The organism is Terasakiella pusilla DSM 6293 (assembly GCF_000688235.1).
GTDB lineage: Bacteria > Pseudomonadota > Alphaproteobacteria > Rhodospirillales > Terasakiellaceae > Terasakiella > Terasakiella pusilla.
The window spans coordinates 75,639-102,118 of sequence record NZ_JHYO01000002.1; the positions used below are offsets into that span (position 1 = coordinate 75,639).

General features: G+C 48.9%; 28 protein-coding genes, 2 pseudogenes and 1 riboswitch. Of the genes and pseudogenes, 12 read left to right on the forward strand and 18 right to left on the reverse strand.

All coding sequences use genetic code 11. The features are described 5' to 3' along the window. Position 1: 1 nt before the first annotated feature. Positions 2 to 484 carry an FAD-binding oxidoreductase gene (locus tag Q397_RS0101705; protein WP_028877947.1) on the forward strand — a complete coding sequence of 161 codons (483 nt, stop codon included), beginning with the start codon at positions 2 to 4 and terminating at the stop codon, positions 482 to 484. Positions 485 to 644: 160 nt separating this feature from the next. Here the strand turns inward: Q397_RS0101705 and Q397_RS20555 are convergent, their stop codons facing one another. Both Q397_RS20555 and Q397_RS0101715 read right to left on the reverse strand, forming a co-directional pair. Beyond that, positions 645 to 1,400, reverse strand: a complete 756-nt coding sequence (locus Q397_RS20555) for a substrate-binding periplasmic protein (RefSeq protein WP_169737950.1) — start codon at positions 1,398 to 1,400, stop codon at positions 645 to 647. A gap of 224 nt (positions 1,401 to 1,624) precedes the next feature. Next, complete coding sequence (locus Q397_RS0101715) at positions 1,625 to 2,170, reverse strand: hypothetical protein (protein ID WP_028877948.1); 546 nt, start codon at positions 2,168 to 2,170, stop codon at positions 1,625 to 1,627. 276 nt (positions 2,171 to 2,446) lie between these two features. Between Q397_RS0101715 and Q397_RS25540 the strand changes: the two are divergent. The 6 genes and pseudogenes from Q397_RS25540 to galE form a co-directional block, all read left to right on the forward strand. Beyond that, positions 2,447 to 2,533: pseudogene (locus Q397_RS25540) on the forward strand (IS5/IS1182 family transposase); the annotation flags it as partial. Positions 2,534 to 2,990: 457 nt separating this feature from the next. Further along, a complete protein-coding gene (locus Q397_RS0101720) occupies positions 2,991 to 3,734 on the forward strand; it encodes an SGNH/GDSL hydrolase family protein (protein ID WP_169737951.1) in 744 nt (247 codons plus the stop codon). A gap of 303 nt (positions 3,735 to 4,037) precedes the next feature. Further along, positions 4,038 to 4,439, forward strand: coding sequence for a phosphoribosyl-AMP cyclohydrolase (gene hisI, locus Q397_RS0101730; protein ID WP_028877951.1), 402 nt, complete (start codon positions 4,038 to 4,040; stop codon positions 4,437 to 4,439). 20 nt (positions 4,440 to 4,459) lie between these two features. Beyond that, positions 4,460 to 5,090, forward strand: a pseudogene (locus tag Q397_RS25340) (DUF1826 domain-containing protein). A 90-nt stretch (positions 5,091 to 5,180) separates the two neighbouring features. Further along, positions 5,181 to 5,777, forward strand: a complete 597-nt coding sequence (locus Q397_RS20565) for a class I SAM-dependent methyltransferase (RefSeq protein ID WP_051609607.1) — start codon at positions 5,181 to 5,183, stop codon at positions 5,775 to 5,777. Between the two features lie 5 nt (positions 5,778 to 5,782). Continuing rightward, positions 5,783 to 6,766 carry a UDP-glucose 4-epimerase GalE gene (galE, locus tag Q397_RS0101745; protein ID WP_038012609.1) on the forward strand — a complete coding sequence of 328 codons (984 nt, stop codon included), beginning with the start codon at positions 5,783 to 5,785 and terminating at the stop codon, positions 6,764 to 6,766. Positions 6,767 to 6,781: 15 nt separating this feature from the next. On the opposite strand, the gene Q397_RS0101750 is transcribed toward galE, so the two are convergent. Together Q397_RS0101750 and Q397_RS0101755 are read right to left on the reverse strand one after the other, a co-directional pair. Continuing rightward, a complete protein-coding gene (locus tag Q397_RS0101750; RefSeq protein ID WP_038012610.1) occupies positions 6,782 to 7,966 on the reverse strand; it encodes a class I SAM-dependent methyltransferase in 1,185 nt (394 codons plus the stop codon). Next, complete coding sequence (locus Q397_RS0101755) at positions 7,963 to 8,823, reverse strand: fatty acid desaturase family protein (RefSeq protein ID WP_028877954.1); 861 nt, start codon at positions 8,821 to 8,823, stop codon at positions 7,963 to 7,965. Before Q397_RS0101755 ends, Q397_RS0101750 begins: the two co-directional genes overlap by 4 nt. 276 nt (positions 8,824 to 9,099) lie before the next feature. On the opposite strand from Q397_RS0101755, the gene Q397_RS0101760 reads away from it, so the two are divergent. Together Q397_RS0101760 and Q397_RS0101765 are read left to right on the forward strand one after the other, a co-directional pair. Next, the gene (locus Q397_RS0101760) at positions 9,100 to 10,263 is read left to right on the forward strand and encodes a glycosyltransferase (RefSeq protein ID WP_169737952.1); all 1,164 of its coding nucleotides are present in this window, start codon (positions 9,100 to 9,102) and stop codon (positions 10,261 to 10,263) included. A gap of 34 nt (positions 10,264 to 10,297) precedes the next feature. Beyond that, positions 10,298 to 11,464 carry a glycosyltransferase gene (locus Q397_RS0101765; RefSeq protein ID WP_028877956.1) on the forward strand — a complete coding sequence of 389 codons (1,167 nt, stop codon included), beginning with the start codon at positions 10,298 to 10,300 and terminating at the stop codon, positions 11,462 to 11,464. Here Q397_RS0101765 and Q397_RS0101770 read toward each other — a convergent pair. From Q397_RS0101770 to Q397_RS0101815, 10 genes are all read right to left on the reverse strand, one after another. Continuing rightward, on the reverse strand, positions 11,461 to 12,591 hold the full coding sequence (locus Q397_RS0101770) for a CPBP family glutamic-type intramembrane protease (protein WP_028877957.1): 1,131 nt from the start codon (positions 12,589 to 12,591) through the stop codon (positions 11,461 to 11,463). The two genes, Q397_RS0101765 and Q397_RS0101770, sit on opposite strands and share 4 nt — an antisense overlap. Before the next feature lie 24 nt (positions 12,592 to 12,615). Next, on the reverse strand, positions 12,616 to 13,257 hold the full coding sequence (locus Q397_RS0101775; protein WP_038012612.1) for a DUF6962 family protein: 642 nt from the start codon (positions 13,255 to 13,257) through the stop codon (positions 12,616 to 12,618). A gap of 110 nt (positions 13,258 to 13,367) precedes the next feature. Continuing rightward, positions 13,368 to 14,243, reverse strand: coding sequence for a diacylglycerol/lipid kinase family protein (locus Q397_RS23745; RefSeq protein ID WP_028877959.1), 876 nt, complete (start codon positions 14,241 to 14,243; stop codon positions 13,368 to 13,370). A 151-nt stretch (positions 14,244 to 14,394) separates the two neighbouring features. After that, a complete protein-coding gene (locus Q397_RS0101785; protein ID WP_028877960.1) occupies positions 14,395 to 15,081 on the reverse strand; it encodes an adenosylcobinamide amidohydrolase in 687 nt (228 codons plus the stop codon). 8 nt (positions 15,082 to 15,089) lie between these two features. Then, on the reverse strand, positions 15,090 to 15,902 hold the full coding sequence (locus Q397_RS23750; protein ID WP_156950611.1) for an energy transducer TonB: 813 nt from the start codon (positions 15,900 to 15,902) through the stop codon (positions 15,090 to 15,092). Further along, on the reverse strand, positions 15,902 to 16,678 hold the full coding sequence (locus Q397_RS0101795; protein WP_028877962.1) for an ABC transporter ATP-binding protein: 777 nt from the start codon (positions 16,676 to 16,678) through the stop codon (positions 15,902 to 15,904). Before Q397_RS0101795 ends, Q397_RS23750 begins: the two co-directional genes overlap by 1 nt. After that, positions 16,678 to 17,661: a FecCD family ABC transporter permease gene (locus Q397_RS0101800; RefSeq protein WP_028877963.1), complete on the reverse strand. Its 984-nt coding sequence runs from the start codon at positions 17,659 to 17,661 to the stop codon at positions 16,678 to 16,680. The genes Q397_RS0101795 and Q397_RS0101800 overlap by 1 nt, the downstream gene beginning before the upstream one ends. Continuing rightward, positions 17,658 to 18,482: an ABC transporter substrate-binding protein gene (locus tag Q397_RS20580; RefSeq protein ID WP_051609608.1), complete on the reverse strand. Its 825-nt coding sequence runs from the start codon at positions 18,480 to 18,482 to the stop codon at positions 17,658 to 17,660. Before Q397_RS20580 ends, Q397_RS0101800 begins: the two co-directional genes overlap by 4 nt. After that, on the reverse strand, positions 18,483 to 19,055 hold the full coding sequence (locus tag Q397_RS0101810) for a DUF7676 family protein (RefSeq protein ID WP_028877964.1): 573 nt from the start codon (positions 19,053 to 19,055) through the stop codon (positions 18,483 to 18,485). Between the two features lie 8 nt (positions 19,056 to 19,063). Next, on the reverse strand, positions 19,064 to 20,920 hold the full coding sequence (locus Q397_RS0101815) for a TonB-dependent receptor plug domain-containing protein (RefSeq protein WP_028877965.1): 1,857 nt from the start codon (positions 20,918 to 20,920) through the stop codon (positions 19,064 to 19,066). 304 nt (positions 20,921 to 21,224) lie between these two features. Beyond that, a riboswitch (cobalamin riboswitch) is annotated at positions 21,225 to 21,424 on the reverse strand. Between the two features lie 35 nt (positions 21,425 to 21,459). Here Q397_RS0101815 and Q397_RS24925 point away from each other — a divergent pair. Then, on the forward strand, positions 21,460 to 21,633 hold the full coding sequence (locus Q397_RS24925; protein WP_156950612.1) for a hypothetical protein: 174 nt from the start codon (positions 21,460 to 21,462) through the stop codon (positions 21,631 to 21,633). A 164-nt stretch (positions 21,634 to 21,797) separates the two neighbouring features. On the opposite strand, the gene Q397_RS0101825 is transcribed toward Q397_RS24925, so the two are convergent. Genes Q397_RS0101825 through Q397_RS0101835 form a run of 3 tightly spaced genes read right to left on the reverse strand, consistent with a single transcriptional unit; the run spans position 21,798 to position 24,142 of the window. Further along, complete coding sequence (locus tag Q397_RS0101825) at positions 21,798 to 23,126, reverse strand: sensor histidine kinase (protein WP_028877966.1); 1,329 nt, start codon at positions 23,124 to 23,126, stop codon at positions 21,798 to 21,800. Next, positions 23,126 to 23,788 (reverse strand): response regulator transcription factor, encoded by a 663-nt coding sequence (locus Q397_RS0101830; protein ID WP_028877967.1) that lies wholly within the window; start codon positions 23,786 to 23,788, stop codon positions 23,126 to 23,128. Before Q397_RS0101830 ends, Q397_RS0101825 begins: the two co-directional genes overlap by 1 nt. 18 nt (positions 23,789 to 23,806) lie before the next feature. Further along, on the reverse strand, positions 23,807 to 24,142 hold the full coding sequence (locus Q397_RS0101835; protein WP_028877968.1) for a PepSY domain-containing protein: 336 nt from the start codon (positions 24,140 to 24,142) through the stop codon (positions 23,807 to 23,809). Between the two features lie 188 nt (positions 24,143 to 24,330). Between Q397_RS0101835 and Q397_RS20585 the strand changes: the two genes are divergently transcribed. Continuing rightward, a complete protein-coding gene (locus Q397_RS20585) occupies positions 24,331 to 24,834 on the forward strand; it encodes a PepSY domain-containing protein (RefSeq protein ID WP_038012622.1) in 504 nt (167 codons plus the stop codon). Positions 24,835 to 24,900: 66 nt separating this feature from the next. Further along, entirely contained in the window at positions 24,901 to 25,479 is a 579-nt protein-coding gene (locus Q397_RS0101845; RefSeq protein ID WP_028877969.1) for a cytochrome b/b6 domain-containing protein, read from the forward strand. Positions 25,480 to 25,504: 25 nt separating this feature from the next. Here Q397_RS0101845 and Q397_RS0101850 read toward each other — a convergent pair whose 3' ends face one another. Then, positions 25,505 to 26,473 carry a hypothetical protein gene (locus Q397_RS0101850; protein WP_028877970.1) on the reverse strand — a complete coding sequence of 323 codons (969 nt, stop codon included), beginning with the start codon at positions 26,471 to 26,473 and terminating at the stop codon, positions 25,505 to 25,507. Between the last annotated feature and the right edge of the window lie 7 nt (positions 26,474 to 26,480).

Below are 26,480 nucleotides of genomic sequence, written 5' to 3' on the forward strand. Positions count from 1 at the left end.
AATGATCCCAAGGATTGCTGAGGCACCAAGTCTGGAACAGGCTTATGTGGACTTTCTCAAGGGGCTGAAACACAGCGGGTTTGAAGGACAGATCCACACAGACTATGCAGATCGGGTGGTGTTAAGTACGGACAATAGTATTTATCAGCGCCAACCGCAGGCCGTTGTCTATCCCCGTCATCGTGATGATGTGGTCAAGCTCTGTACCCTGTTGGGAGACCCGCGCTTTCGTCGCGTGGTCGTGGCCCCGCGTGGGGGCGGCACGGGGACAAACGGGCAATCCTTAAGTGACGGGATCATTGTTGACCTGTCACGCCACATGAACCAAATCCTGGAATTCAACCCCGATGAACGCTGGGTTCGGGTGCAAAGCGGGGTGGTGAAAGATCAGCTCAACGCGTTTGTGAAATCCCATGGGTTATTTTTCGCACCGGAACTATCCACCAGCAACCGCGCGACCATCGGCGGCATGATGACCACTTGAATTGTTTCGGTGCGAAAAAGTTTTCTCCGATGATTTATAAAGAGCTTTTGACGTTGAAGGCTCGATAAGAATAAGGAGGGAGTGTAGCTCCCGCATTGTGCGGCGTGGACCGTCTTCACCTATCTATTTCAGACATGAACTCCCGTTGCCTCAAAGACTGTCAGGGTATCGCCTGCTGCCCCAGTATTTCTTGCAGACGCCCGCTTTCTTTGAGGGTTTTTAGCCCCTGATCCAGCTTTTCGCAAAAATAAGGCGCGTCCTTATGCCGTTTGCTAAAGGCGACATAAATATCGCTATGTTCCCCGTCAAAAGCGCGCTTGATTTTATGGCTGCCGGGAATGGTGGGAAGTGTGTATTGGGCAATGGCGTCAAACATGATGATGGTATCTAGCCGCCCGACCAGCAACATTCTGATCAAGGCGGTTTGGTTGGAGACGGCGTATTTTTCAACACCAAGGTTTGACAGGATATAGGGGCCATATTCATAGCCAATAATAAGGCCAACCCTTTCACCAGAATTTAGGTTTTTGAAGTTTTGTGCCGTTAAGGGCTTATCTTCATGGATGTAATAGGCCGTGGTGGCTTTGAACAGGCGTTCTTTACAAAAGAGAAAATTGCGTTCTGTCGAAGGTTGTTTGGTTACGTTAAAGACACCAACGTAGGTACCGTTTTGCGTGGCAATTAATTGACGGGCGTAAGGGGCAACAACGTATTTTACCTCGATCCCTTGGCTTTTATATGCCTCCCGCACGATTTGGTTGGACAGGCCGGTTCCGTCTGCTTTTGAAAAAGGCGGCCAGCTGTTTTCAGCAGCGAGTGTCACTTCTGTCAGATCATTAGCGGCAGTCGCAGGCAAAGAGACGGCGCACAGGACCAAAGCCAAAGCGTAGGTGGTGGCTACGCAAGCCTTGTTCAAAAAACACTTCAGGCTGATATGTTTTCGTAGAGGTGCGAAAAGTAAAGGCATGTTTCAGTACAAACAAATAAAATGCTGCGCGTGCGAAGAAGATACCACATGCAAGCGCTTATCGGAATAACTGAAAAACATAATATGCATTTTTTCGCAGTGTTTTACCCCAGATGTCACCGATTTCAGGGCAATGAGGGCGGGTTCTCAGGAGAGGTCCGCCCTGCGTGACTTTAATATGTCGGTTGTGCGACGTTGATCCCTTGCTTTTTCAAGTTCTCAGTGAGGACAGCGTTGTAAGCGGCCAAACGATCCAGTGTGCCTTGCTCCTGCAGCTTTTTTGTTTCGCGTTTTACAACAGCCATGACGTTGGCGGGTGATGCCATGTTGCTATCATAATACGCCTGAATGGCATTGCCCACGGCAAAGTAAAATGTGGAGATCTGCGACAGTAAAGTGGGGTCGATCTCAAAAACCGAGTCCGTATATTTGGAAGCTTGAAAGACATAGTCATTCAACTTAATGCCTGCCAAATGTTCCTTGTAAACGTAAGGCTTCCCCTCGACTTTATCGATGTATTTTTGCATGTTTGCGGCGTTGAATTCCAGCTCCTGATGCATCGATTCAGCGAGGTAGTATGTCCCGCGATCAGATTCCACCAACGTCAGTTTGACAGCTACATCAAAACCGACCACAGCCGCCAGATAGACCCCAACAACAGTGGAGGCAACCGCCAAAAAATGCCCGACCCAATAGGGAAGCGAACGAATATCACTCATATATTTTATCTCCTGCAGGGGATTTAGAAAGAACAGGCCATAAGAGGAGGGGGGAGGGGTGTTTTTGACCAACTAGATGCACTACTTTAGAGGAGGCGGTAGGGTGTTATCAAGTAAAAAGACTAGCCTCAGGGCCCTTTAATTTTTTGGCATACATAGCCTTAGTTGTTATTCATTTCTCTCAGGAGGACCTGTTGATGAATGATCATTTTTGACTGAGTGACGCGTAACTCAAACGTATTCAGTCCTATCTTTCTTTAATCCCACAGTGTTCCTCGTTTGGCTGATCAACGTGTGATCTCTGGAATTATTCATGTATTGAAACGTGGCCTTCAATGTCGGGATGCTCCTAAAGAATATGGTTTGGGAAGCTCAAGGATGTCGATGTGTAACGACCCGATATGACCGTTGTACTCAGACGTTCTTTGCAACAATCTGCATAGCTGTATCTATGATCTTTTAACTTGATCAATATGCTTTAATTATCAATTAAAGATTGCAAATGGAAGGGCGCAATCAATGCTTTGTTTAAGCTTTGTAAAGTGTTATAGCGGTTACTCAAATTGTATCTTTTTTGATTAAAAAATAAATGTGGTCCGTTCTATGAATTGGGTTAATCTCAAAAACGCTATTTTATATGTAATATGCAGCATTATAGTTGCTCTTGTTATTGTTGAAATTATTTTACGTTTGATCCCCCCCCTTTTCAACGAGTAACGGGGCAGGGATAGGGACAGCCTGGCATGCTGAATATTGGCATCCTGTTAATCAGCAAGGTTACCGCGACGACAATGTAGCTATTGATCCCAGTAAAAAACTTTTGGTTTCGTTAGGGGATTCATTTACTGCAGGACACGGAGTCCATTTCGAGGAAACTTATACATACCGCCTCAGAAAAACTTTAGGGGATAGGTATAATGTGATTAATTTGGGGCAGAACGGTGCGTCCACCTCTCGCGAGAAGCAAAATTATATGCGATTTATTGATAGCTTCGGGCAACAGCCTGACGTCCTCATTTTTCAATATTTTGGCAATGACATAGAAGATTTCTTAGATACAAGCCATTGTCGTTTCAGTCGAACGTCCGTGAGTAATTTTATTATCAAGTTTAGTTATATCTATAGCTTGGTGGATACGATATTTTTGCAGAAAGAGTTTGGCTCTTGTTACAGAGAGGCGTTGAGGAACGCTTATATGGATGATGGTCTATTTGAGAAACATAAACGTCAGATCAAAGACCTTATGAGGGTCATTCAGTCGCACAATAGTAAAGTGATCTTTGTTGTTTTTCCTTTCCTCCACAATGAAACAGAGATTTTGAATTCGGCCAAGTTGTATGTAGAGAAATTAGATGGGCTTTATCAAACGTTTTGTCAAAAAGGAGATTGGTTCTACGATGTATCTCATGCCGCGCTGTCTCTAAAGACAAGTGAACGTGTCGCTAATTTTATGGATGCGCATCCGTCCTCTAAACTTCATAGGCTTGTAGCTAATGAACTAGAGAAAATGGTGGCTTCTGCTGAGGCGGGCGGTGACGTAGATGGTGCTTACACTTGTAAATAAGTTCATGTGTTCTTCTTAAAACCGACTTGCACCAAGCTGGCTGATGTCGATCCGGTTTTCTTCACCGCACAAGATGTTTGCCACGACTTCCCCACGAAGCCTTGATGGTTGAAATCATCATTACGGCAGCTTGTGACTAAGGTTTCAAAACCTTTTTCAAGTTTCAGAAAAGGTCTTGCTTTGGCGAGGCTTTTTTTGTGCGCAGGGACCAAATTTCTAAGGTTCATTCTTGCATTTTATTGATATGTTATAATATAACAATGCTTAGCGAGCTAATCTTTAAAGTAGGATTTTAGTATGAATATGTCGTCTGAAGGATCGCCGGACTTTCTTTCATCCCTTCGTTTTAACAGTGAGGGATTGATCCCTGCGATTGCGCAGCAACATGATACGGGAGAAGTTTTGATGGTCGCCTGGATGAATGAGGAGGCGGTGGCAGAGACGATCGAGACGGGGCGGGTGTGCTATTTCTCGCGTTCGCGGCAGAAACTGTGGCGCAAGGGAGAAAGTTCCGGTCAACAGCAGCAAGTGATTGATCTGCGCACGGACTGTGATGCTGATGTGATCCTTGTGAAAGTCGATCAAACGGGTGTGGCCTGTCACACAGGGCGGCGCAGTTGTTTTTCCTGGGCGGAACGTGAGGGGAAGATGGACGTGGTTGAAGACGTCGTGATCTCCCCAGAAAAACTCTACAGCAACGTATAAGAAGGTTGATCATGGTCTATATGGGAAAAGAGAGGGCCTGTTCTGTCCCTTGCGTTCATATCACCGATCGTTTGGACGGGTTTGCTGAGATTAAGGCGCCGGACTGTCCCGCAGTCATCTGGCAACGTGCACTGGACCCAGCGGTGCAAAACTGGCTTGATCAGTTAAGCACAGCGCACTTGCCAAAAGCGCGCGTGATTATCCGGCCCGACGATATCCGGCCAACCGTGGAAGAGGTTTGCGACGCGTCCGGCACACCAGGGCTGCCCGCAAAGACAGAGGTGGATAGAGGATGTGGTTGGCCTTGCGGGCACCTTTGTTGCGCTGACATCTGCGCCATACCTGCGTCTCCGCTTGGATGTGGTGACAACAAATGCCTGTAAAAAATTCCATATTGATTATCTGACAGCGCGGATGATCTGTACTTATCGCGGGCGGGGAACCCAGTATGGATATGCCCATGAGGGCGCGGCACCTGAGGAGACATTTCATGTGCCGACCGGGGCCCCTTTGCTGATGCGGGGGAGACATTGGCCCAATACGCCAACCTCCACCTTAAAGCACCGATCCCCACCCATCGAAGGGACGGGAGAGACGCGGCTTGTCTTGGTGTTTGACCCGGTTGATCAACTGCCACAAGAAAAACCTTGAGGGGCATCTTTCTAAGAAGTCCCTAGAAATCAAAACACAATTTAGTATAGTATCCGGCAAAGATGTTTTTCGTTGAAAAGTTGAGGCCGCATGCTGAGATACTTGATTTCCAAAACAGACGCTTTGCGGCAAAATGGGATCGTCGAGGCGATTAAAGGTGTCTTGGACGATCCCGCTTTATCCATTTTAGATGTGGGCTGTGGTCATGGGCTGTTGGCCGAGCGTCTGATGGCGGATAATCCCTTGTGGAAGATCCAAGGCGTCGATGTGGTTGTTCAGCCGGAATGTCCGATCTCTGTGACCCCGTATGATGGAGAGCAATTACCTTTTCCCGATAAGTCGTTTGATGCGGTCTTTTGTGTGGATATGTTGCACCATACGGACGATCCGAGATGTCTTTTGATGGAAGCCTGTCGGGTGGCAAAAAAATGGGTGATTGTGAAAGATCATATCGCCGATAGCCGATGGGATCATGGGGTTCTCACCTTTTTGGATTGGACCGGGAACGCGGGGACCGGGGTTCCTATGCCCTATAATTTTCTATCGTCGCAGCAATGGAAATCTTTGTATGACGAGGTCGGGTTGATTGAGGTTGAAAAACGCCACCCCATCCGATATTGGCCGGGGATCATAGGCCATGCGCTTGATCGTCAGTTTCATTTTACATCAAAGCTCAAAGTAAGTTGAAAAATATGGGTTTATCAAAAAAAGTTCTCGTAACAGGTGGTGCCGGTTATATCGGTAGTCATGTTTGTAAGGCCTTGGATCAAGCCGGGCATATCCCCGTTACGTTTGACAATCTGAGTACAGGGCATCGCGACTTCGTCAAATGGGGACCGTTGTGTGAAGGCGATATTACCAATCCCGATGATCTTGATCGCGCGTTTGCGACCTATGAGCCTGACTGTGTCATGCATTTTGCAGCAAGTTCGTATGTGCGGGAATCTGTTGTGGATCCGATGAAATATTATACCAATAACTGCATTGGGTCTTTGCGTCTTTTAGAAGCCATGCAGCGTCATGGGGTGACGCAGATCGTCTTTTCATCGACTTGTGCGGTTTATGGCGACTGTCCGACCCTCCCCATTGATGAGAGCGCACCACAATTGCCTGCTTCTCCTTATGGGCGATCCAAACAGTTTGTGGAAACAGCGATTAAAGATTTAGCGGCGGTTACGGGGTTGAAGTGGGTTGCGCTGCGTTATTTTAATGCAGCAGGTGCTGATCCTGAAGGGGAGGTGGGGGAAAGCCATGATCCGGAAACCCATATTATTCCCCGCACTATTCAAGCTGCCCTCGGCCTTGGTCCGGCCTTAGAAGTTTATGGCTCTGATTTTGAGACAGCGGATGGCACAGCGATTAGAGATTATATCCATGTAAAAGATTTGGCCGCAGCCCATATCGCCGCGATGACCTACCTTGACCAGGAGGGGGCGTCCGGCGTTTATAATCTGGGGACCGGGAAGGGGACGTCTGTTCTTGAGATCCTTCGGGCCGTGGAAAAATATACCGGCACAGCTGTCCCCCATGCGTTTGTGGCAAAAAGCGACGGTGACGTGCCTGCGCTTTTTGCATCACCGGTACGGGCGCAAACCGACCTGAAATGGGAGGCGCGTTATAGTTCGGTTGACCAAATTATCGAGACGGCGCTCGCTTGGCATAAAAAATCCCTATAACGCGTCAGCCTGTGGTTAGTCGTACATATATTCTCGTGTCAGCGGCATATCGTTGTTGAGTCCGTTTGAAAACAGAATGTGGAACAGTCTGTTGTCGCCATATCGGAAAGAGGCGGCACTGACGTGGAAGTATAGATAATAGCTGCGCGCCAGTTCTTCCCCATAATGTTCGGTGATCCAGTCGATATTGGCGGTGAAGTTATCCAGCCAATGGAAAATGGTCTGTTCGTAGTTGAGGCGCAGGTTGTCAACGTCGATGACATTCATTTTCTCGTTACAAATTCCGGCAATCATGTTGGTGAGATCAAGGATTTGACCGCCGGGGAACATGTATTTCTCGGTCCAGGGGTCGGCGTCATGAAGTTCGTCATTGCCCATCATATGGATCATGGCAAGTGATCCGGGTTTGAGAATTTGCTTCACCTTTTTAAAGAAGACGGGCAGGAACTTTAAGCCTACATGCTCCAACATGCCGACAGAGACAACTTTGTCAAATTGCTCTTCCACATCGCGGTAGTCTTTAAGCTCGACGCGAATACGGTCCTGCAGGCCCAAACGTTCGATTTTACTTTTGCCATATTCATATTGTTCTTTGGATAAGGTGACCCCGACACCGTGGATGCCGTAGTTTTGCGCGGCATAAATCAACAGGCTGGCCCAGCCGCAGCCGATATCAATCAGGCTTTCACCTTCTTGCAGTCTGAGTTTACGGCAGATGAGATCGAACTTGTTATTTTGCGCTTCTTCCAGTGTGTTGTCGTCTTTTTTGTAATAGGCGCAGGTATAGGCCATGGTCGGGCCGAGGATCCGTTCGTAAAAATCGTTGCCCACATCATAGTGGTGGCTGATGTTTTTGCGTGACCCTGTCAGGGTATTCTGGTTCAGGAAATAGTTGATCAGAATACGTGCTTTGGCCCCAAGGGACATTTTATGTTTTGTATACCCAACCAGAAAACCGAGCTTGAAGAGCAATTGTAAATCGCCTTCAACTTCAATGCCTTTGGTGGTGTAGCCTTCGCCAAAGCCGAGAAAACCATCGGCTAGTGTACGTGAAGCGGCCTCTTTTTCCTTAAACCATAAGGTAAAGGCAGGGGTGTCACCGATCTGATAGAGGGCATCATCCCAAAAACGAACGGCAAAGCTGCTTTCGGGGTCGGCCTTATGCATGGCCTGTGCGATTTCCTTAATGGCATTTTTCATTGAGTTTCCTCTTGTGTCTCTTCTGTTTGTTTTTGGGTGAGGTCATTTGGTTTTTGATAGCCGGGGCCTTTAATCAGGTCCCAATAGCTGACAATTGAATTGCTATAGGCGGGGATGGTTGCTTTTAAATGCTGATGCAGACCGGGCAGATTATGGTAGGGCACACCCGGATACATGTGATGGGCGGTATGATAGCGAAAGCCGATGGGTTGGATGATTGCGGCAAAGGGTGTTTCCACACTAAAGCTGTCATACATTTGATCGGCTTGGTTGGAGCTTTCGGCATGTCTTTCCAACTCATGTTCTAACGGGATGCGCAACACGATCAAAAACCAAGCCCCGACAAGCACGGCATAGTAAAACACGACGAATTGCGGCAGAAAGATCACCAGTGCGCAAAAGTAGAGAAAGGATAAGCGTGATAGCCAAACGACCTCTTCGCGCATTTTTTCGGGGATCGGTGTTCCTGTGGAAAAATTGAGCTTCTCGCGTGAGAATTTATCGACAGCGTCTTCCAGTTTCATGCCGCCAATACTGGCGACAATGGTTTGGAACAATCCAAACAAGGGGGTGATGAAGGGCAGGACGATCTGGACAAAAAAGGCGACCTTACCATCACTACGCACCAGCAGATATTGCGGGTCATCTTTCGTTCTGAAGGTGCCGTTTTTATGGTGGATTTTGTGCGGTTGAAAAAAACGGGCGGACGGCACCATGATCATACAGCCAATGGTCATGTTCCAGAACCAATAAAAAGGGCGCATGGTTTTATCATTGGGTCTGTGGGTCAACTCATGCCCAAAGACACCGGCGCGATGAAGTCCGATCACGCAGACAAAATAGCAGGCAATAGACAATCCCCCTGTGGTGTGTGCAGCACCGACAAAACCTGTAAGAAAGAGGAGGAGGGAGATGAATAAATCACGGAAATACGTGTATGGGTCAGCTCTAAAAAAGCTCTTATCTATCATAATGGCCTATGGTTATAAAAGTTATCAACTTTTAGTGTGTTCGGCGTAGTTTTAAATTATTCAATAGATTTAAATTATTGCAGAGGAAGATAAAATAGATTTAAGGTCGAGTACAACCGTTTGTTTAAATTTTTTATGGTCAGTGGAAAATGGGGTTCTTGTATGACAGGGTCTGAGGTATCGAGCCAGTCTCAGGCGTATGACTATGACATTACGGTTTTATCGACGGCGGCCTTGCCATGGCGTACGGGGCCGTCGATGTTTTGTGTGTGGCATGCCGGTGGTTTTGCACGCCTAGGTCATAAGACAGCGTTGGGGCTACCATGGCTGGATCGTACCTCGCAGATCCGGTTGTGGGGGGAGGAACGCTTTAAAACCCCACAAGAACAGGAAGACTGGATCAGGCAGGAGGCCCTACATATGGGGGTGCCGCCTCTGCCGGATATTTTCTTTTTCCGCGGCGTGTTTTCAAAGACGACCTTTAGCATTTTTGTGACAAGTGATCCGTATAAGGCCGCCCCAAAATCGCGCTATTATGTGGTGGAAGAGCCAGAACATATGGCGTGGATTCCGTGCATAACCCCTAGGCGCAAGCTTGAAACGGAAAAGATTTTGGGCATTGTGATGACCAATTTCGGCTTTTATATTCGCAAACCCAAACGACCGGATCGCGCGGCGTTCGCGGCGATTGTCGAATGGCGGCATAAAAAATTGATGCGTAAATATAGTGATGTGATTGCCCCCCTTTCACCGGCCATTGATCTGGAGGGGCTGAACCATCCGGTCATTCGCCAACAGGTCACGGGCGTGCTGGATAGTTTCAAATCGGTTCCGGCAGTCCTGCCAACCCAGCATGGGGTATATTTTATGGGGCGTCTGGTCTGGGATAAAGCGGTTGATGTGGTGATTGATTGCGCGCATCAATTAGACGTACCCATTGATATTTTTGGGGAAGGTCCGGACCAGAAGGCGATGGAAGACAGAGCGCATGCCCTGAAGGCGCCCGTTACCTTTAAAGGGCCGTCTTATAGCCCATGGCTGGATATTGAGCCTTATCGGGTGTTCTTTAACCCCTCGCTTTCGGAAGTGTTATGTACTACAACAGCCGAAGCGTTGGTTGCGGGGCGTCATGTGGTGATCCCCGATTGTCCGGCGAACACGCCTTTTTATGATTTGCCAAACGTGCATGTCTATCAGAATGACAGCGGCATTGAACATGCCCTGAAGACAGCACTGGCAACTTTGCCTGAAGACCCGCATAAAGCCCGTCAGCGTTTTGACTGGGCAAATGTGTGTAAATCTATTGTCGACGTGTTACAGGCTTAACCCTCCCCCAAAAAAAGCAAAACAAGGTATCTTGATGACAAAGCGCAAGCATATTACCGTAATCTACACGATGGCAGGCGGAGGCCACCTTAAGGCCGCGGAGTCTTTGAAAGAGGTCTTGGAAGAAACGGGACGTTATCGCGTGACCATGGTCAATCCGTATATCGAACTGATGCCGCATTTAGATTTATGGCAACGCCTGACCAAGATGACGTCAGAAGATATCTATAATAAAAAGGTCATTGGCGAGGGAAAAACAGGCTTGTATTGCCTGACCTATTACGCGGGTATTTTGCTCAACTTTAAACTGGCTTATCGACAAGGGCGCAAGCTCTTGGGGGACTATTTTAAAGATCAGAAACCGGATTTGGTGATCAGTGTCCTCCCCATGCTCAATCGCGTGATCTTTGATGCCGTAAAAGATTATCAGCAGGCGGTGAAAGATGAAAAATCCGTTGAAAAAGCCGTTTTGATCACCGATTGGACCGAATATGGTCGCCATATCTGGTTCCCAAAGGGGGATGACTATTATGCGATTTGTGGGACAGAGGATGCGTTTAAGCGGGCTTCGTCCTATAAAAACCTGAAAGGGCGGGTTGTTTCCACGGAGGGTCTTTTGCTGGTGCCATCGTTTCAGGAGGCCGGAAAGCAAGATAAACGAGCCGTTAAGGAAGGGTTGGGGCTGAACCCCGATCTGCCCGTGGTGTGCGTGTTGTACGGTGGGCAAGGGAGCTGGCGTATGAAGGCGCTTGCGGAGGCTATGGTGCAGCAGTCACCTGATGTGCAGGTGTTATTTTTATGTGGTCGCAACGAAGCCCTTGCGCGTGACCTGCAAGAAATGGACATGCCGTTTCCTCATAAGGTCGTGGGTTTTACAAGTGAGGTGCCGCGTTATTTGGCGGCGACGGATATTTTCGTCGGTAAACCTGGGCCGGGCAGTGTGAGTGAGGCATTGCATTTTGGGCAGCATCTGCTGCTGGATAAAACAATGGCCTTGCCTCAGGAAGTCCCCGTGTTGAAATGGGTTGTGCGCAGTGGGGCAGGGGCCGCTTTTAAAAACGAGCGTGATTTTATGGCAGGGTTATTAGGATTGCTGGATAAAATCGCTGATGGGGGGCAATCCCCGCAAGCGCGCCCGAATATCGCCTCACGGCAAATCCCTGCGATTATAGATAAGATTGTTGAGGGTGGCACTGCTTAAAGCAGGCCACTCCAAAACGCGGCCCCGCCCGCAAAAAAGTGAACGAGGGTCGGACCCACCAGATTGCGGTGGCGTAAGTACAGCATGCCAAACAGGATGCCGGAGATCGCTGTCATCACAACCGCCATCACGCCGAAGTGCAAATGGAAGACCCCAAACAGAACCGAGGCGAGGACAACGGAGCGCATGCCGCCCTTGTCGTCGAGAAAGCGCTGGAAGGACGTTTGCAAAAAGCCCCGCGCAATCATTTCCTGCAAGAGGCTATGGAAAAAGTACGAGAAGGTGGGGCCGAGGAGAAACGGCGCTGGATTGGTCTCTTTGATCCCTAGTTTTTCCATAGCCCAGGCAAGGGCGAAAACAATCGCCATCGCAAGGACCGAAAACGCAAGCCCTTCCCACAGGGACTTTCTAAAGCCTTTCCGGGTGAATCCGAGTTCTGAAAACGGAATTTTCATTTTACGGATAACGAAAAAGCTCGGCACCAAAATGATGAGAAGATATTGCCAGGCAAATGTCTGTGTATAGATATTCACCTTTAAAATATGCTTGGATAAAATATCGTTAGCGATCATGCCAATGGCCATGACCGCCATGGTGTAGAGGAAGAATTGCCCAAACTGTTGGCGTTCTTTAATCGCGATCATTTCGCGTTCCATCGCCGCGATATATTTATCGTTTTGGTCGCGCATTCTGCTTGTGACAGCGGCTGCCAGACTACCCCGGAGGTCGGCAAGGAGTTCGTGTCCTTTCGGCAGGTTCAGAATATCTTGTGGGTTGAATTCAATAAGTTCGGTTTCTTCCACAACCTTGGCCGACGCGGATCGGGGTTTGCCATCCAGTAAAGAAATTTCACCAAGGACCAACCCGCTGTTTAAACCAGCAAGTTGACGTTCTTCCAGCCCGTCGTGGGCTTCGCGATAGACAACCACATGGCCGTCGCGGATGTAAAAGAGCGACGCGGTCATATCCCCTTCGGTAATAAGCTGTGTCCCGCTTGGGCATTTGTACACACGGATAATGGAATAGAGCTGGGCGAGGGTTTCAGGTCGAACGTCGGGGAGAATTCGTCTGACTTCCTCTAGGCTGACACCGTGATCTTTGGGTGTTGGTATATTATTCTGTGTCATGTTTTCCCTTAGCGATGACGCGTGTTATTTTACGAGTGTGGGGCCTTGGCGGTCCAGTTTTAACCCTCCAAGGTAGAAGCAGAGAACTGCCGGCATCAGGACAACGTGATAGGTTGCGTAAATACCGAAGCCGGAAAAGAGTTCAAACCCGACAATGGGGAGAGAGGACGCAACGAACGTGATGACAATCCCCCCGGCCAGTGCAAGCGATCCTGTGCCTTTTTTTAGACCTAAAATGCTTAAGGTCAATAAAAACAGCATTGCAGCGCTATAAGTCCCCATGACGATAAAGAAATTGTCGGTGAGAAAGAGCGAGAGAATGACAGCAGCATTTACAGCGGCGCTGACGATGTAGACGAGCTTTCTGTGATGCGCTTGCAAAAATTGTAAAGCAGCGGTGACGCAAATGAAAAATGAGGTCACGGCCGCTAAGGCACGCGTCGTAATTTTTAAGGGCTCATGTAACCAATGGGCGACGGGCTCGAAGAAGCCATGATCAATTGCGCCTAACATGAAAGTGAAGGCGATGAGGGACATGGAGAGCGCCCAAACCCCGGCGGCTGAGGTTTTAACGACATCAGGACGAATGAGGCAACCGGCGGCAAAGGCTTGTAAGCAGGCCAGAATGACATCGGTCAGGGCAGAATAGGAAAGTTCACTTAGCATTTTTGTGTCCGGGTGAAAGTTGCCCACCTTAAATAGATCAAAGGAAATAGGACGATCAAAACCTTAGCAACATGAATATGTATGTCAAATGCTTACTCAATTTATGATGTTTATGGAATGAGAAGCTGATAGGGGTGGTCATGTGTCCTGATTTGGATGGGGAGCCTTAATGCAACGTCCCCATCGGCCTGAACGGGAGAGTTAGCCTCTTGTGATTTTACAACGACACTGGAAGTCTGAAGGACTTTAATATCGGCGCATTTGTGCAAGCGTTGGAATGCCATGTTCAGGCAAAAGCGTAAGACGGAGAAAAAGTCATTTTTGCCGAAAAGGTACACTTGAAAGTTCGGTTGATCTATTCCCGTTTCATACCCTAAACAATAGGAACCTGCATAATATTTTCCGTTCATGATAATGACGGATTTTGCCTGATGGTTTTGTCGGTCACAGGTGACATCGTAACAATCTGTGCGGCAGGATTTAAGCGTTTTGAGTAAAGCGGCAACATAGGCGAGGGCGCCAATTTTCCGTTTTAAAGAGACATCTAGCGCCGCGACGGATTTTGCGTCAAAGCCTACGCTCGCCGTCATGATGAAGCGTATGTCATTTAGGGTGGCAAGATATATTCGTTTTGTTTTGAGTTGCTTAAAGGGGTGATCAAAATTCTGTTGGGTGACGCCAATTTCGCGGGACAGTAAATTTACCGTTCCAAAGGGGATAATGCCAAAGGGGATGGTTAGATGGTTACCCAACCCGTTGACAACATTGCTGATTGTGCCATCACCCCCTGCAATTAAAACCGCCTCTTGTCCGTGCAGGCATTTGACATAGTCTTGGCAGATCCCTTCTTTGCGACTTCTTGGTTGAGTCGGCTGTAAGGATACTTCAAAGCCATTTGAGCGCAGTCGTTCAATTGCATGATCAACCTTTTCTGCAGTGATCTTCCCCGCTCCGGGATTCCAGAAAACCAATATTTTTTTTATCATTCTAACTCTTTAGTGTGGCAAGACATCCAGAACGTTTTGTCCTTATAAAAACAAGCACGTACACTGGCAAGAGTATGAATATGTCTGGTCGGTTGTCAAATGTCTTTAAACATCTCTTACAAATTGAAGAGAAGAGGGCGTTTTATATGGCTTAGTTGTTTTTGTCCGATGTGTTCCAGCTTCTTTTGGTTTTGTGCCAGACGGTGCAGGTTTCCCGTGAAGCGGTATAGACTGCTTCGCCCAATGCTTTGCCCACGTTCGTGTGCAGGCCGGCAAACATGGTGTTGCTGGCTTCTTTTGGGCACGCAATGACAATGCAATCGGTGCCTGTTCCGGTAATCGCCTGCACCTGCGGTAAATGGGTTTGGTAATAGTCCATTAGGGCGGCGGTGCGCGCTTGCGTGGCGATGGAGGACGCTTCGATCATCGCGCCATCGCTTAACGGTACATTCACCGCACAGAGGGAATTGATGGTGCCGACTTTTTCAAATGACTTCTCATGATCCGGAAAGCCGATATGCGCCCCATTACTCAGCCCCAAAGTAATCAGGCATTGGGCCTTTACAAAACCTTGCGTGCGTTCAGCAAAATGATGATGTTCGATATGGCGCGATGTCATCAGGCCCAAGGCGCCGCGCAATTTGTTTTTATCCAAGAGGGATTGCATATATTCCTGCGCATCAATATTGGGGCTTAAGTCCGAATTGCGGACTTCAAGCCAAGCCACCCGTTTATTTTCACAAAACCCCGGATGGGTAATGGACCAACTGAGCATGCGTTGTTCTGTCTCAAATTCTGCCACAAGCCATGGCGCAGCATATGAAAAGGAAAAACTCATTTTAACACCTAACTGTTCATGAGGTCGAAACGAATGGGGATATTAAGACGGCTGGCAATCCGCATGCCGGCTTTTCGGGCGGGTTGAAATGTCCATTTTTGCAAAGCTTTCAATGCAGCACGATCCAAAATTTTATGACCGCTGGATTGTTTGATCTGGATATCGACGGGCTGACCTTCCGAATTAATATGGACACTTAAAATGACGCGCCCTTGCCAACCGCGTTTACGCGCAAGCTTGGGGTATTTGGGTTTTGGATTGCTGGCGCTTCCCATGACATAGCGCGCCGATTTAATCTCACCAGCCAGGCCAATCTGCTGAACCCCTGCCATTTGTGTGCTTCCACGGGTCGTTTGGCCTTGATCCTGCCCCTTGATGTTCTCCAACGCGGGTTGAAGCTGTTGTTTCGTGTGCGTCAAGACTGCAGGTGAGGTCGATGCGTCTTTTACAGGCTGTTTTGCCCGTACCGGCGGTTTGGGTTTTTGTTGCAGGACAAATTCAGCCTGTTTTGAAACAGGGGCATCATGAATAATCTCTGCCTCGTTGATGATCTCTTCTTTGTGGTCTTCAATGGGGGCTTGGGCGGGAACTCTTTCTTCTTCAGGGGTCGGTTGCACAGGTTCTTCCTGCTTTATCAACTGTTGCTGCATCCCGTCTGCACCGCCGGGCGACGGGCTTTCCATAATGATTTCCACAGCCATCAGGTCTGCGCCGACAACGGGCGGCGTTACCTTGTCCCAAACAAGCAAACACCCGATAACCACCCCTGCATGCAACAGGAGGGAACATGCCAGACCTGCGGAAAGAGGGACGCGACGCATCAGGAAATCAACCTCCACGGCACAATATAGTTTTCATCCTGATGCAGACCCAACAGCGCTTCGATCCCATAGGCCTGTTTCAGATGTGTCGGTTTCAACACATCCGCGACGGGGCCAGCTGCTTTCAGTCGCCCGTTTTGTAATAAGTACAATCGATCACAAAAACGACTGGCAAGGTTCAGGTCATGCAAGACAACCACACAAGCCATCCCCGCACGGGCTTGCGCTTGAAGGACGTTCATGACCTGCAACTGATGGCCCGGATCAAGGTCTGCCGTGGGTTCATCGGCAAACAGGATGTGCGGGGTGCCTGCATGGGCACGCGCCAGCATGACCCGCGCACGTTCTCCACCGGATAGGGTAGAGACCAGACGATCTTTGAGATGGGTAATGTCGAAAGTCTCAAGCGCTGCATTTATCGCGGCGATATCCGCAGCCTTTTTTTGACGAAACAGGCGCTGATAGGGGAGGCGTCCCATCTCCACCACTTTCTGCACGTTCATGGGCCAATGGCAGATACTGCCTTGGGCAACATAGCCGATTTGCCGCCCGCGCGCCGCCATGGGTAAGTCGGCTAGGGGGTGTCCTTTAAATATGACGCGCCCCGATGTTGGTTCTGTGAGCCCGATGAGTGTTTTCAATAATGTGGATTTGCCAGCCCCATTGGGGCCGATCAAGCCAATCAGCTCGCCTTGTTCAACATGAAAAGAAACATCTTCCAATAATTGTTTATCATCAATGGTTACAGATAGTTGCTCCGCAGAGATCAGTGACATTATCTCATCTCCCGTCTTGTTTTTAGAATGAGGTACAGAAAAAATGGGGCGCCGATCAGTGCTGTTAAAACGCCGAGGTTAATTTCCGGCTTGGACGGGATCAGGCGCACAGCGATATCCGCCAAGATTAACAAAACAGAGCCACCCAACCCGCTGACGATCAACAGCTTACTCGGTTGATAGGACACCAGTGGACGTAACAGATGTGGCACCACCAGTCCGATAAAACCGATACTGCCCGCTGCGGACACAGAGGCACCGACGCACATCGCGGTTCCAACAATCAAGCGCAAATTGACGCTTTTAAGGTTTACCCCCATGGAACGCGCCGTTTCCTCCCCCAAGGTCAGCGCATCAAGGGCGCGTGCTGAAGACAGGATCAACGCCCATCCCATCACCATAAACGGAAAGGTCAGGGTCACATCCGTCATACTGCGATCCTTAAGCGAGCCCATCACCCAAAACAGCATCTCCGTCACTGCCCACGGGGTCGGTGCAAGGCTCATGGTTAGGGAGGTCAAGGCGACGGCAAGACTGCTGATGGCAACGCCTGCAAGGATAATCGTCAGGACCGACGCATCGCGTCCCGTCAGCATAAAGATCAACCCAACAGCCACTCCCGCCCCCGTCATGCTGGCAATCGGCAAGGACCAGGCAAAACTGCTGGCAAGTCCGAAATAAATTGTGATGACACCGCCTAATCCAGCCGTTGCCGAAACACCGACAACGCCCGGTTCAGCCAATGGGTTTCTGAGTAAGCCTTGCATGGCGGCCCCACTTAAGCCGAGCGAAAAGCCGATCACAGCACCGAGTAAAACACGCGGCAAGCGGATTTCCTGCATGACGATTTGATATCCGCGCTCAGCTTCCCCCACAAGGCCGCCCCATAGGATATCTATGGGCAAGGGGGTGTAGCCGATGTAAAGGCCCAGCCCCATTGCTAAAAGCAGGGCTAACGTCAAACTGCTGGAAAGCCTGATCATGAGGTTCTCTTTCCTTTGAGGTAGTTAATCGCTTCAAATAAAAACCAGCCGCCACAGGCCCAGTATTTATCCGGTACATCGATGACGGGGGTTGTCTTCATCATTTCCCGCAGCGCACTGTGTTTACGCAATCGGGTGGACAAGCTGAATTTTCCCCCTTTAAAAAAGCTCATAATCAAGATGTCCGGCTTTTGTAAAACCAGTTCTTCCAAAGCTAGGGAGGACCAGCCGCGCAAGCCCATCTCGCTGGCGAGATTGCGATAGCCGGCTGAATGTAAAACGGTTTCAACAAACGTATTTTGGCCCGCGCTGTACCCGCCCGGCATAAAATAGGCCGCGCGTGGTCCCTCTGGTTGAGCTGATGAGGACATGGCGGCTTTCAACTCCCCCAACAGGGCTTCGCCTTTTTCTGCTTCGCCAAGGGCTCTTGCTACTTTATGGGTTTCTGCCTCAATTTCTTCCAAAGTGACAGGCAGAGAGAGCATAAGGACAGGAATGCCTGATTGCTTCAGGATTTCTACGGTCTTGGCCCCACGCCAGCGGTTGGCAATGACCAGATCGGGTTTGAGCAGCAGAATTTCTTCTGCATTGCCGCGTGTTATGGGCAGGTCTTGCGCCTTTTCATGTTGCAAAGATATACGCGGATCTCTTGCATCTTCAGACAGGGCGGCAATACGGGATCGTTCCGCCAATCCCATAACGTACTGGTCGCCACAAACGCTCAGGCTGACAATACGCTGGGGCTTGTCCGCCTGTGCCTGTACGGTGAAAAGGGAAACTGCGACGGATAAAAACCCGCCGCAGATAACGCTGCGCACCACTTAGTGCCCCCCGCACCTGAACCGGGTGCCGGCCTGATCCAGTGGTTCTGGCTCCATGCTCAGATATTTTCGGCGGAATTCGTCCCACATGGCCAGACGTGTCCAGTCCGGGTTTTTCAAAATCCGTTCTTCATCGCTGATAAACGGGTTGGGGAAAAAGACCGTCATCATCTGTTCATTCTTGCCGTTATAAAAACGCATCCCCCAGCTCCGCGGGCTGCCGTCACTGTTGAGAATGCGATACATTTCTGCCCGCTGACAACGGCGGTGATGGGCCAGTTCCGGTGATGTCGGGTTGGTGCGGTTGCCTTTATGGTGACCGATGCACATGTGAAAATGCCAACTGCCAAAATTAACCGTCAGATATCCATCCAGCATATTGATGCGGGTGGGCGCATTGGGCGCGTGAATTTCAAAAACCGCCCCTTGAACAAGGGGGCCGAAGACCACCTTGTCCCAATAGTTTTCAAACACATTCGTCAGGATATCCAGTAAGGTTTCTTCACTGGTATCAAGGGGGAAGATTTCAAGTTTCCCCATGCCTTCTTCTTCAACAATTTGAGAATTTGTCATAAATCACCTTAAAAACTGGCCCGCACACCGACGTAGGCAGCGCGCCCGCCCGTGCCGTAGCTGGAGGCTTCGTGGTAGTCTTTGTCAAAGATATTTTCGACGCGGCCAAAGACCGTTGCCACGTCATTGATTTTGTAAGATGTCTTGAAGTCATAAACCGCAAAACCACCCATATAGCTGGACGTCGCGCTATCAAAGGTGCGCCCTTTTGCCCGTACGGACAGATCGGTTGTCAGATCGTCCATGGGTTCGTAAGCAAGGCTCAACGTCCCTTCATGTTTCGGACGACGCGCAAGGGTGCCGCCTGTGCTTTTATTTTCTGCTAATGTGTAGGTATAGGTCCCGGCCAGGGATAGGTTGTCCAATAGGTCAACAGAGAGGCCGGTTTCAACGCCGCGTGCTTCTGCTTCGTTGATATTTACGTAACCTGAGCCAACCCAATTGATCAGGTTTTTGGTCGTGTTTTCAAAGTAGGTCACATCAAGGACAATTCGGTCCTCCCACAACGGTTGTTCAACACCGAAGTCCCAGCCGCGGCTTTCTTCCGGCTTCAGGTTCGGGTTGCCGCCCCCCCAAACACTTTCATAGAGTTCGTAAAGGCTTGGGGCGCGAAAACCCGTACCAAGACTGCTGTGAAAGCGGGTTTGTGTGCTGTCCAGCGTATAAGAACCCGTCAAACGATAGGTGTCGTGATTGCCATATTTTTCATGGTCATCCAGACGAGCCCCGGCAGATAGGACCAAGTTTTCGACCGCTTCAATCTGATAGGTCGCAAAATACCCGTTGTTGCGGACCTTCTGATCAATACCGGCCTGTTCTGTATGTTCCTGTTCAGTTTCAGCGCCAAAAACGATATTCTGCGCGTCCGTGATTTTAAAATTTCCCTGATATTCAAACTTGTTTTTGTCGCCATCAAAATATGAATTTCGGGCATCCCCCAGATAGGTGTCACGCTCGCTACTGATGTAACTGACGCCAAACTTATTGGTCAGACGGTTGTCAAACAGGGCCAGGTTTGCGCCCAGATAGGCGGTGCTTTCGCGCTTTCGCATATTGTCGTTGCGATCGACGGCACGACCGCCGGACCAGTTGTCATATTCGATCTCAGAGCGCATATGGCGCAGCTTGGTTTCAACCGAGAAATTGTCTGTAAACTGGACACCAAAATTGGCATTAATCGTCAGGTTCTCTGCCCCATCGTCCTCATCATTGCCGTTGCGTTCATCCGCAGATGAGAAGCCTTGCGTGTCCAGATAGCTGGCGCTGACGGCATAGGACAGTTTCTGATGGGCACCGGATAGGGACGCTTTCAGGTTTTTGGTATTGTAACTGCCATATTCCGCCGATACGGATGAGCGTGGCGCGCCTTTGCCTTTTTTTGTAATGATATTGATGACCCCGCCCATGGCATCACCGCCATAAAGCGTACTTTGCGGACCACGTACGATCTCGATCCGTTCGATATCGGTGACCATAAGATGCCCAAAGTCATAAGAAGGTTGGGCGGCACTGGGGTCTGCCATTTCGACGCCATCAATCAACAATTGAGTGTGATAGGCGCTCATGCCCCGCATGAAAATAGAGGTGCTTGCGCCAAAGCTTCCTGTCTGTGTAATGGACAGACCGGGAACTTTACGTAAGACATCAATGACTTCGCGGGCTTGGTCGCGCTCAATTTCTTCAGCGGTGATAACGGTTGTCGAGCTACCGACTTTAGAAATCGGTGTTTCCATCCGAGTGGCTGTCACCACCACTTCTTCGGTTTCCGCGTCCTGTGCTTGGGCCGTGGAAATCGACAGTGCTACTATACCTGCACAAATGCCGAGGCATTTGACAGGGCGAACGAGTTCGTTCAGAGTGCGCATTGCAGACTCCGTCTGTGTGAATTTATCCAAGTTCACGAAGCCTCCGAGTGATCCGCCAAGATTTTCGGGGGCTTCATGCGTTTAAGCTACTGCGGATTGAACAACCCAACCCGTCAGTAACCATGCCCCATAAAGGACACGGCAAAAGGCAGCGATTTTCTACAAAAGACACAAAGATCCTTTGAGCAAATCGAAGATATGTTCTGGATGGAAACAATTTGGAAAAATGAGATTCCCACCACAGCGACACTTTATGCGTCACCACAATGGGTAGCCATGCCTTCAAACCTTCCCGTATGAAGGACGGGTAACGCTAACGTGGGCAGGTCTCCTGACTCACGGGTCTATGCTAATCGGTTCGACCTTCCCGGCTGTGTGCACTTGCCAGTGATCCTTCTTAGAACCGACGCTTACCGTTTACAGTTGCGGGGGCAGTGCTGGATTTACACCAGCTTCCCATTTTCACCCCAAAATGTTCGGGGCACCAACGTCTGCGATTTTTATATTCGATTTAAATATAAGAGTCAAATAATCGAAACATGCATAACGGCTATATTCTTTTCCTCAAAGAAATGGGGGCATGGGGATTACATCGGCAAGGGGGCAAAGCTCAAGCGCTGATCAGTTACTCAATAGGGGCTACTCGCCTTGAGGATGAGGAACGCAAGCTGGTTCTCAACTTCCTGATGGAAAATGCCAAAGATGCGCCTTAATATTGGTTGAATATGAGGATATGGGTATGAATTGCTGTCACAACTTCACCTATATTTATTTTTTGGGGCTTCGGGTGGTTTCAACGACACACTGACCGTCGAAGATTAATCAGTTTACCCTCCGGTTCAAATGGTATGTGGATCGGAGGGTAAACAGTTTTTTCCTACAAGACTTGCGGCAGTGTGAGTTTAATCCCCAAGCCGCCCAGTGGGGAGGTGAAGAAATCAAGCTGGCCACCGTAAAGCTCTGCGATTTCTGAGGCGATATGTAACCCAAGCCCTGTGCCGGGTTTTGTTTCATCTAGCCGCAGGCCTCTTTTTACAAGGTCATTCATATGTTCAAGAGGCACACCGGGGCCGTCGTCCTCAATTTGTATAAGGACCTGACCAGCCTGAGAGCTGCCGGAAATGGCAATCTGATTTTTCGCCCATTTGCAGGCATTTTCCATAAGGTTGCCAAACAGTTCTTCCATATCCTGCGGGTCGGCACGCACCATCAGCCCCTCCATACCGGATAGGCTAATCTCCAGCCTTGACTGGTCAAACAATTTGTCCAGTGAGAACTTAATGTCCGCCGCAACATCTCCAAGGTCGGTTTTTGTACCTAACAGACGGGAGGAACCTGCAATGCGCGCCTTATTCAGGTAACGTGTGATGCTATCCGTTGCATTGTTGAGGTGCTGGCGGATGAGGATGCCTTTCTCGCCGGGAACATCTTTGGCCTCGTTCATTAAAACGGCGATTGGACTTTTCAAGGAATGGGCAAGATTGCCAACTTGGGTTCGGGCACGTTCCAGCAAAGTAAAATTATATTCTAGCAACGTGTTCAGCTCTGTAGCGAGCGGTTGCACTTCCAAAGGAAAGTCAGTGGGCATTTTTTCCAAATCACCCGAACGGATTTGAGATAATGATTGAGTAAGACGTTTTAACGGCAATAGCCCATACTTAATTTGTAATACAATCATGCTCAGCAAGACACAGCTTAAAACTGATAGAACGAGGATAATATTCCCGGAGAAAGTATGGATATCGTCTTCCATGTCGCTGACCGGTCCGGCCACAATAAAAACAAATCTGTCCGCACTTCTTGGAAAGGCGATTTGACGGCTATAAAGTCGAATTTCCTCGCCGGATGGCCCGTTCGTCTGAAAAAAACGATCGGTTTGTTGCCCCATGGGGAAAACAGTTGCCATTAATAATGAATTTGACTGGTGAATCACTGATCCATTTTCTAGGATTTCCCAGTACCATCCAGAATGTGGCCTGTTAAAGCGGGGATCTGACGGCGACCATGTTAAATCCAGTTGTCCGTTGGGAGAAATTTCACTCGCGGCGACAAGTTCTTCAAGGTGATCATTCAATTGGCCATCAAAGCGCTTTTCAATATGCCCCTGAAAAAGAGACACGATCAGCACCCCGGTCAGAACCAGACTGGCGATCATCCAGATCAGGGAAGAAAGAATGAGACGTAGCTGTAAGGACGATTTAAACATCACACATTCGCCGTCAATTGATAGCCTCTGCCACGGTATGTCCGAATACAGCTGGCCCCCAGCTTGTTTCGAAGTTTGTTGATCAAAACCTCAATGGTGTTTGAATCCTTGTCCGCATCGTATTCATACAAATGCTCGCTCAATTCTGTTTTAGAAATCACGGCTTCAGGGTGATGCATGAAATAGGAGAGCAGTCGGTATTCCATAGATGTCAGGGATAAGGTTTCATTCTTAAGGTAGGCTTTCTGCGTTGTCGTATCCAGCTTGATATCCCCGCAGACTAAAACCGGATTGCTTTGTCCAGCACCTCGGCGCACGAGGGCTTCAACCCGCGCCAGCATCTCTTCCATTTCAAATGGTTTGGCGAGATAATCGTCTGCTCCTGTCCTCAGGCCGGTTACTTTTTCCCGCCAGGTATCCCGGGCGGATAAAATAAGGACAGGCATTATTCGACCATCTTTGCGCCAGCTTTCAAGAACGCTAAGGCCGCTTCTCACGGGTAAGCCCAGATCAAGAATGATGGCGTCATAAGATTCCGTATCGCCCAGAAAATGTCCTTCTTCCCCATCATAGGCGGTGTCGACGGCATAGCCGACATCGCGCAGGGCCGAACTGACCTGTCGCGCGATTTCCTGATCATCTTCGATCACAAGAATTTTCATCATTTCCCCCTTGGTGACTTACTTATGATGATCTTTTTTTCGTTTTCCCTTTTCGACTTTTACAATGTCGAGGGACTTCGCATCATATTCTATTTCCATGACCACGCCATCTTCACGCAAAATCTTGGTTTCATACACCCATCCCGATTGCGCATCGTCTTCATCATCCAGTTTTATTTTAAGAATATGACCGGGAAATTCAGTTTGCACTTTTTTAAGGAGGGCATCGATGGAAACGATTTGTCCAGATTGCAACAATTCTCTTGCCGTTTGTCGGTCATTGTCTGCTTGCGCAACAGATAAGGCGGCAAAAAAAACTAAGATACCAAGTGGATAAAGTAAAACTTTCATCATCTTCTCAACTTTGCAATTCAGACTAAAAAGTTTCTTACCATACAGTTTTGAACCTTAACGCCAGCTTAAAATGTGCTTCAGTCTAGCACAAGCTAAGATCAGGTAGAGTGCCTTCATCGACATTGATCACTTCAAACATGGCCACGACAAGACTGGCCCTGTTTACAAGAAACTGAAGGAAACACACTATGAAACCGATGATCCGCAATTCCATGATCGCTGCTCTTGCTGTGGCAGCTCTGAGCACTCAGGCATATTCGTCCGACACAGTCATGACAGATAGAAAAGAGAGCCTGACATCTTTCAAGACTGTCATCGAGCTTGTTCAGAAAGAAGGATATGGCGACATTTATGAAATTGAAAACGAGTATGGCTTCTTTAAAGCCAAGGTTCGTGATGCGAACGGGGACCGCCTTAAGCTTGCCATTATCCCGGAAACCCAAGCCGTGAAAGTTCTTGAAAAGAAAAGCAAGAAATATAACACCGACGATGCAAGCGCGGCCCCGAAGGTCACTTTGGATCAGGCGTTAAATATTTTGGCGGCACAAGGGTATACCTCCATCGAGGAAATCGAATTGGAGAAAGGCTATTACGAGGCCGACATCAGAGATCAGGACGGCCACAAAAAAGAAATGATGATTGACGCACAAACCGGCGAAGTCCTGTCGCAATGGAAAGCCTTCTTTCGCTAATCATTCATCGATCAGGCCGTAAAGGGCTTGCGGCCTGATCCTGACTTTCTGACCGGAGATTTAAAAATGCAATACGATCGATTGACGCGCCTCTTCCATATGTTGATTGCCTTTGGCATCACGACACAAATGCTGTTAACGCTGGTTATGGTTCATCCCAAACCCGGCAGGGATGCCAACATTTTTTATAATGCGCATGAATATTTGGGCGCTTTTCTGTTAGGCATCTTAATTTTAAACTGGGCTTGGACCTTTATTCGCAAAGGACCCGTCTCACCGGGACATCTGTTTCCGTGGTTTTCGAAAGCGCGCCTGTTGGCGTTGAAGGCTGATATCGCCAAATATATTTCCCATCTGTTTCGCTTTAAACTGCCGACGACGGAGGAACCGTCACCACTTGCAGGTTCGATACAGGGATTGGGGATGAGTGCAGGCACGCTCCTCGCTCTGTCAGGTACGTTGATCCTTCTCTATGCCGACCCAAGCCAAAAAATGACCGGCTGGCTTCACGACGTAAAAGAAATTCATGAAGCTCTTGGTCCTGTGATGTGGGGGTACTTGGCAGTGCATGCCGGGGCAGGCATGTTGCACCAACTGGCAGGGCACCACATTATTCAGTCAATGTTTAGGCTCAGGGCCCAGTGAGCCGCTCAGGATAAACTGTGAGGTTTTATATGGAGAATGAGACGACATGTTGGGTTTCATTCTCCTTAAGTTGCCCGTTGTGGAAAGTCGTCTTTCCTGCCTTTTGAAGGCGCACATCAAAGGTGGAGGGGGCGGACTTTCCGTCAAACCTTCTATAGTAGTGGACATAGACCTCGTAGGTTCCTTTGACGGTGGGGGAGCGTGTCCAGACGATATTTTCCACAGGATCAGCAACGAGGGAGTTTGCTTGCGCGTTTCTATCGATATCTAGCATCCCCCCGCAGGCAAACTTATTTGTGAAATTGATGGTTTCACCGTTTGGGCAGGCAATATGGAGATCAAGATCGTTGATGTCATTCCATACCAGGCTGACGGTGATATTCCCGATTTTTGCACCAGCTCTGGTTAAGCGGCCCATAAATGTTTCTGCGCGTTTGGCATTTTCAGCCGCTTCTTGCGCCATTCTTCGTTTATGGTTTAACCGTTCTTGCCAGCTTTCCAGAAACGGGCCTAATGTGTCTTGAGAGCTTGTTGCAATTGACTTATTGGCCCCCCAATGGGTGCAGGTCGGCTGGTTGTTTTTGAGGAAAAGATGGTACTCAACAGGTTCCGGGAAATTGAGCAGCAGGGGCAGCATGCGGGCGTAAGCCATGACGTTTGGGTCGGATGACGCTTTTATATGTTCCTCTATCGCTTTGATGGATTGATAGGTGCTTTTTAACTTTAAGAGAACATCTTGTTGAATGTCGTCCGGTTGTTCCCAAAAGGGCTGGTGGGCACCCGTGTGATGAGAAAACCAGGAAATATGGCGCCGGTTATCATCAAAGCGGGGGATTGCGAACAGGCTTGCGACATCGGGGCCCCCCAATTCGTGTCGTAAAATCATATTGAGTAACTTATCCGCATGATCAATGACGCGTTGGCCGCTGTGACCGACGAACGTGTATTCGTCTAAATTGTTGGTTTCAATTTTTTCCCCAAGTCGGAAGGCCATCTTTCAT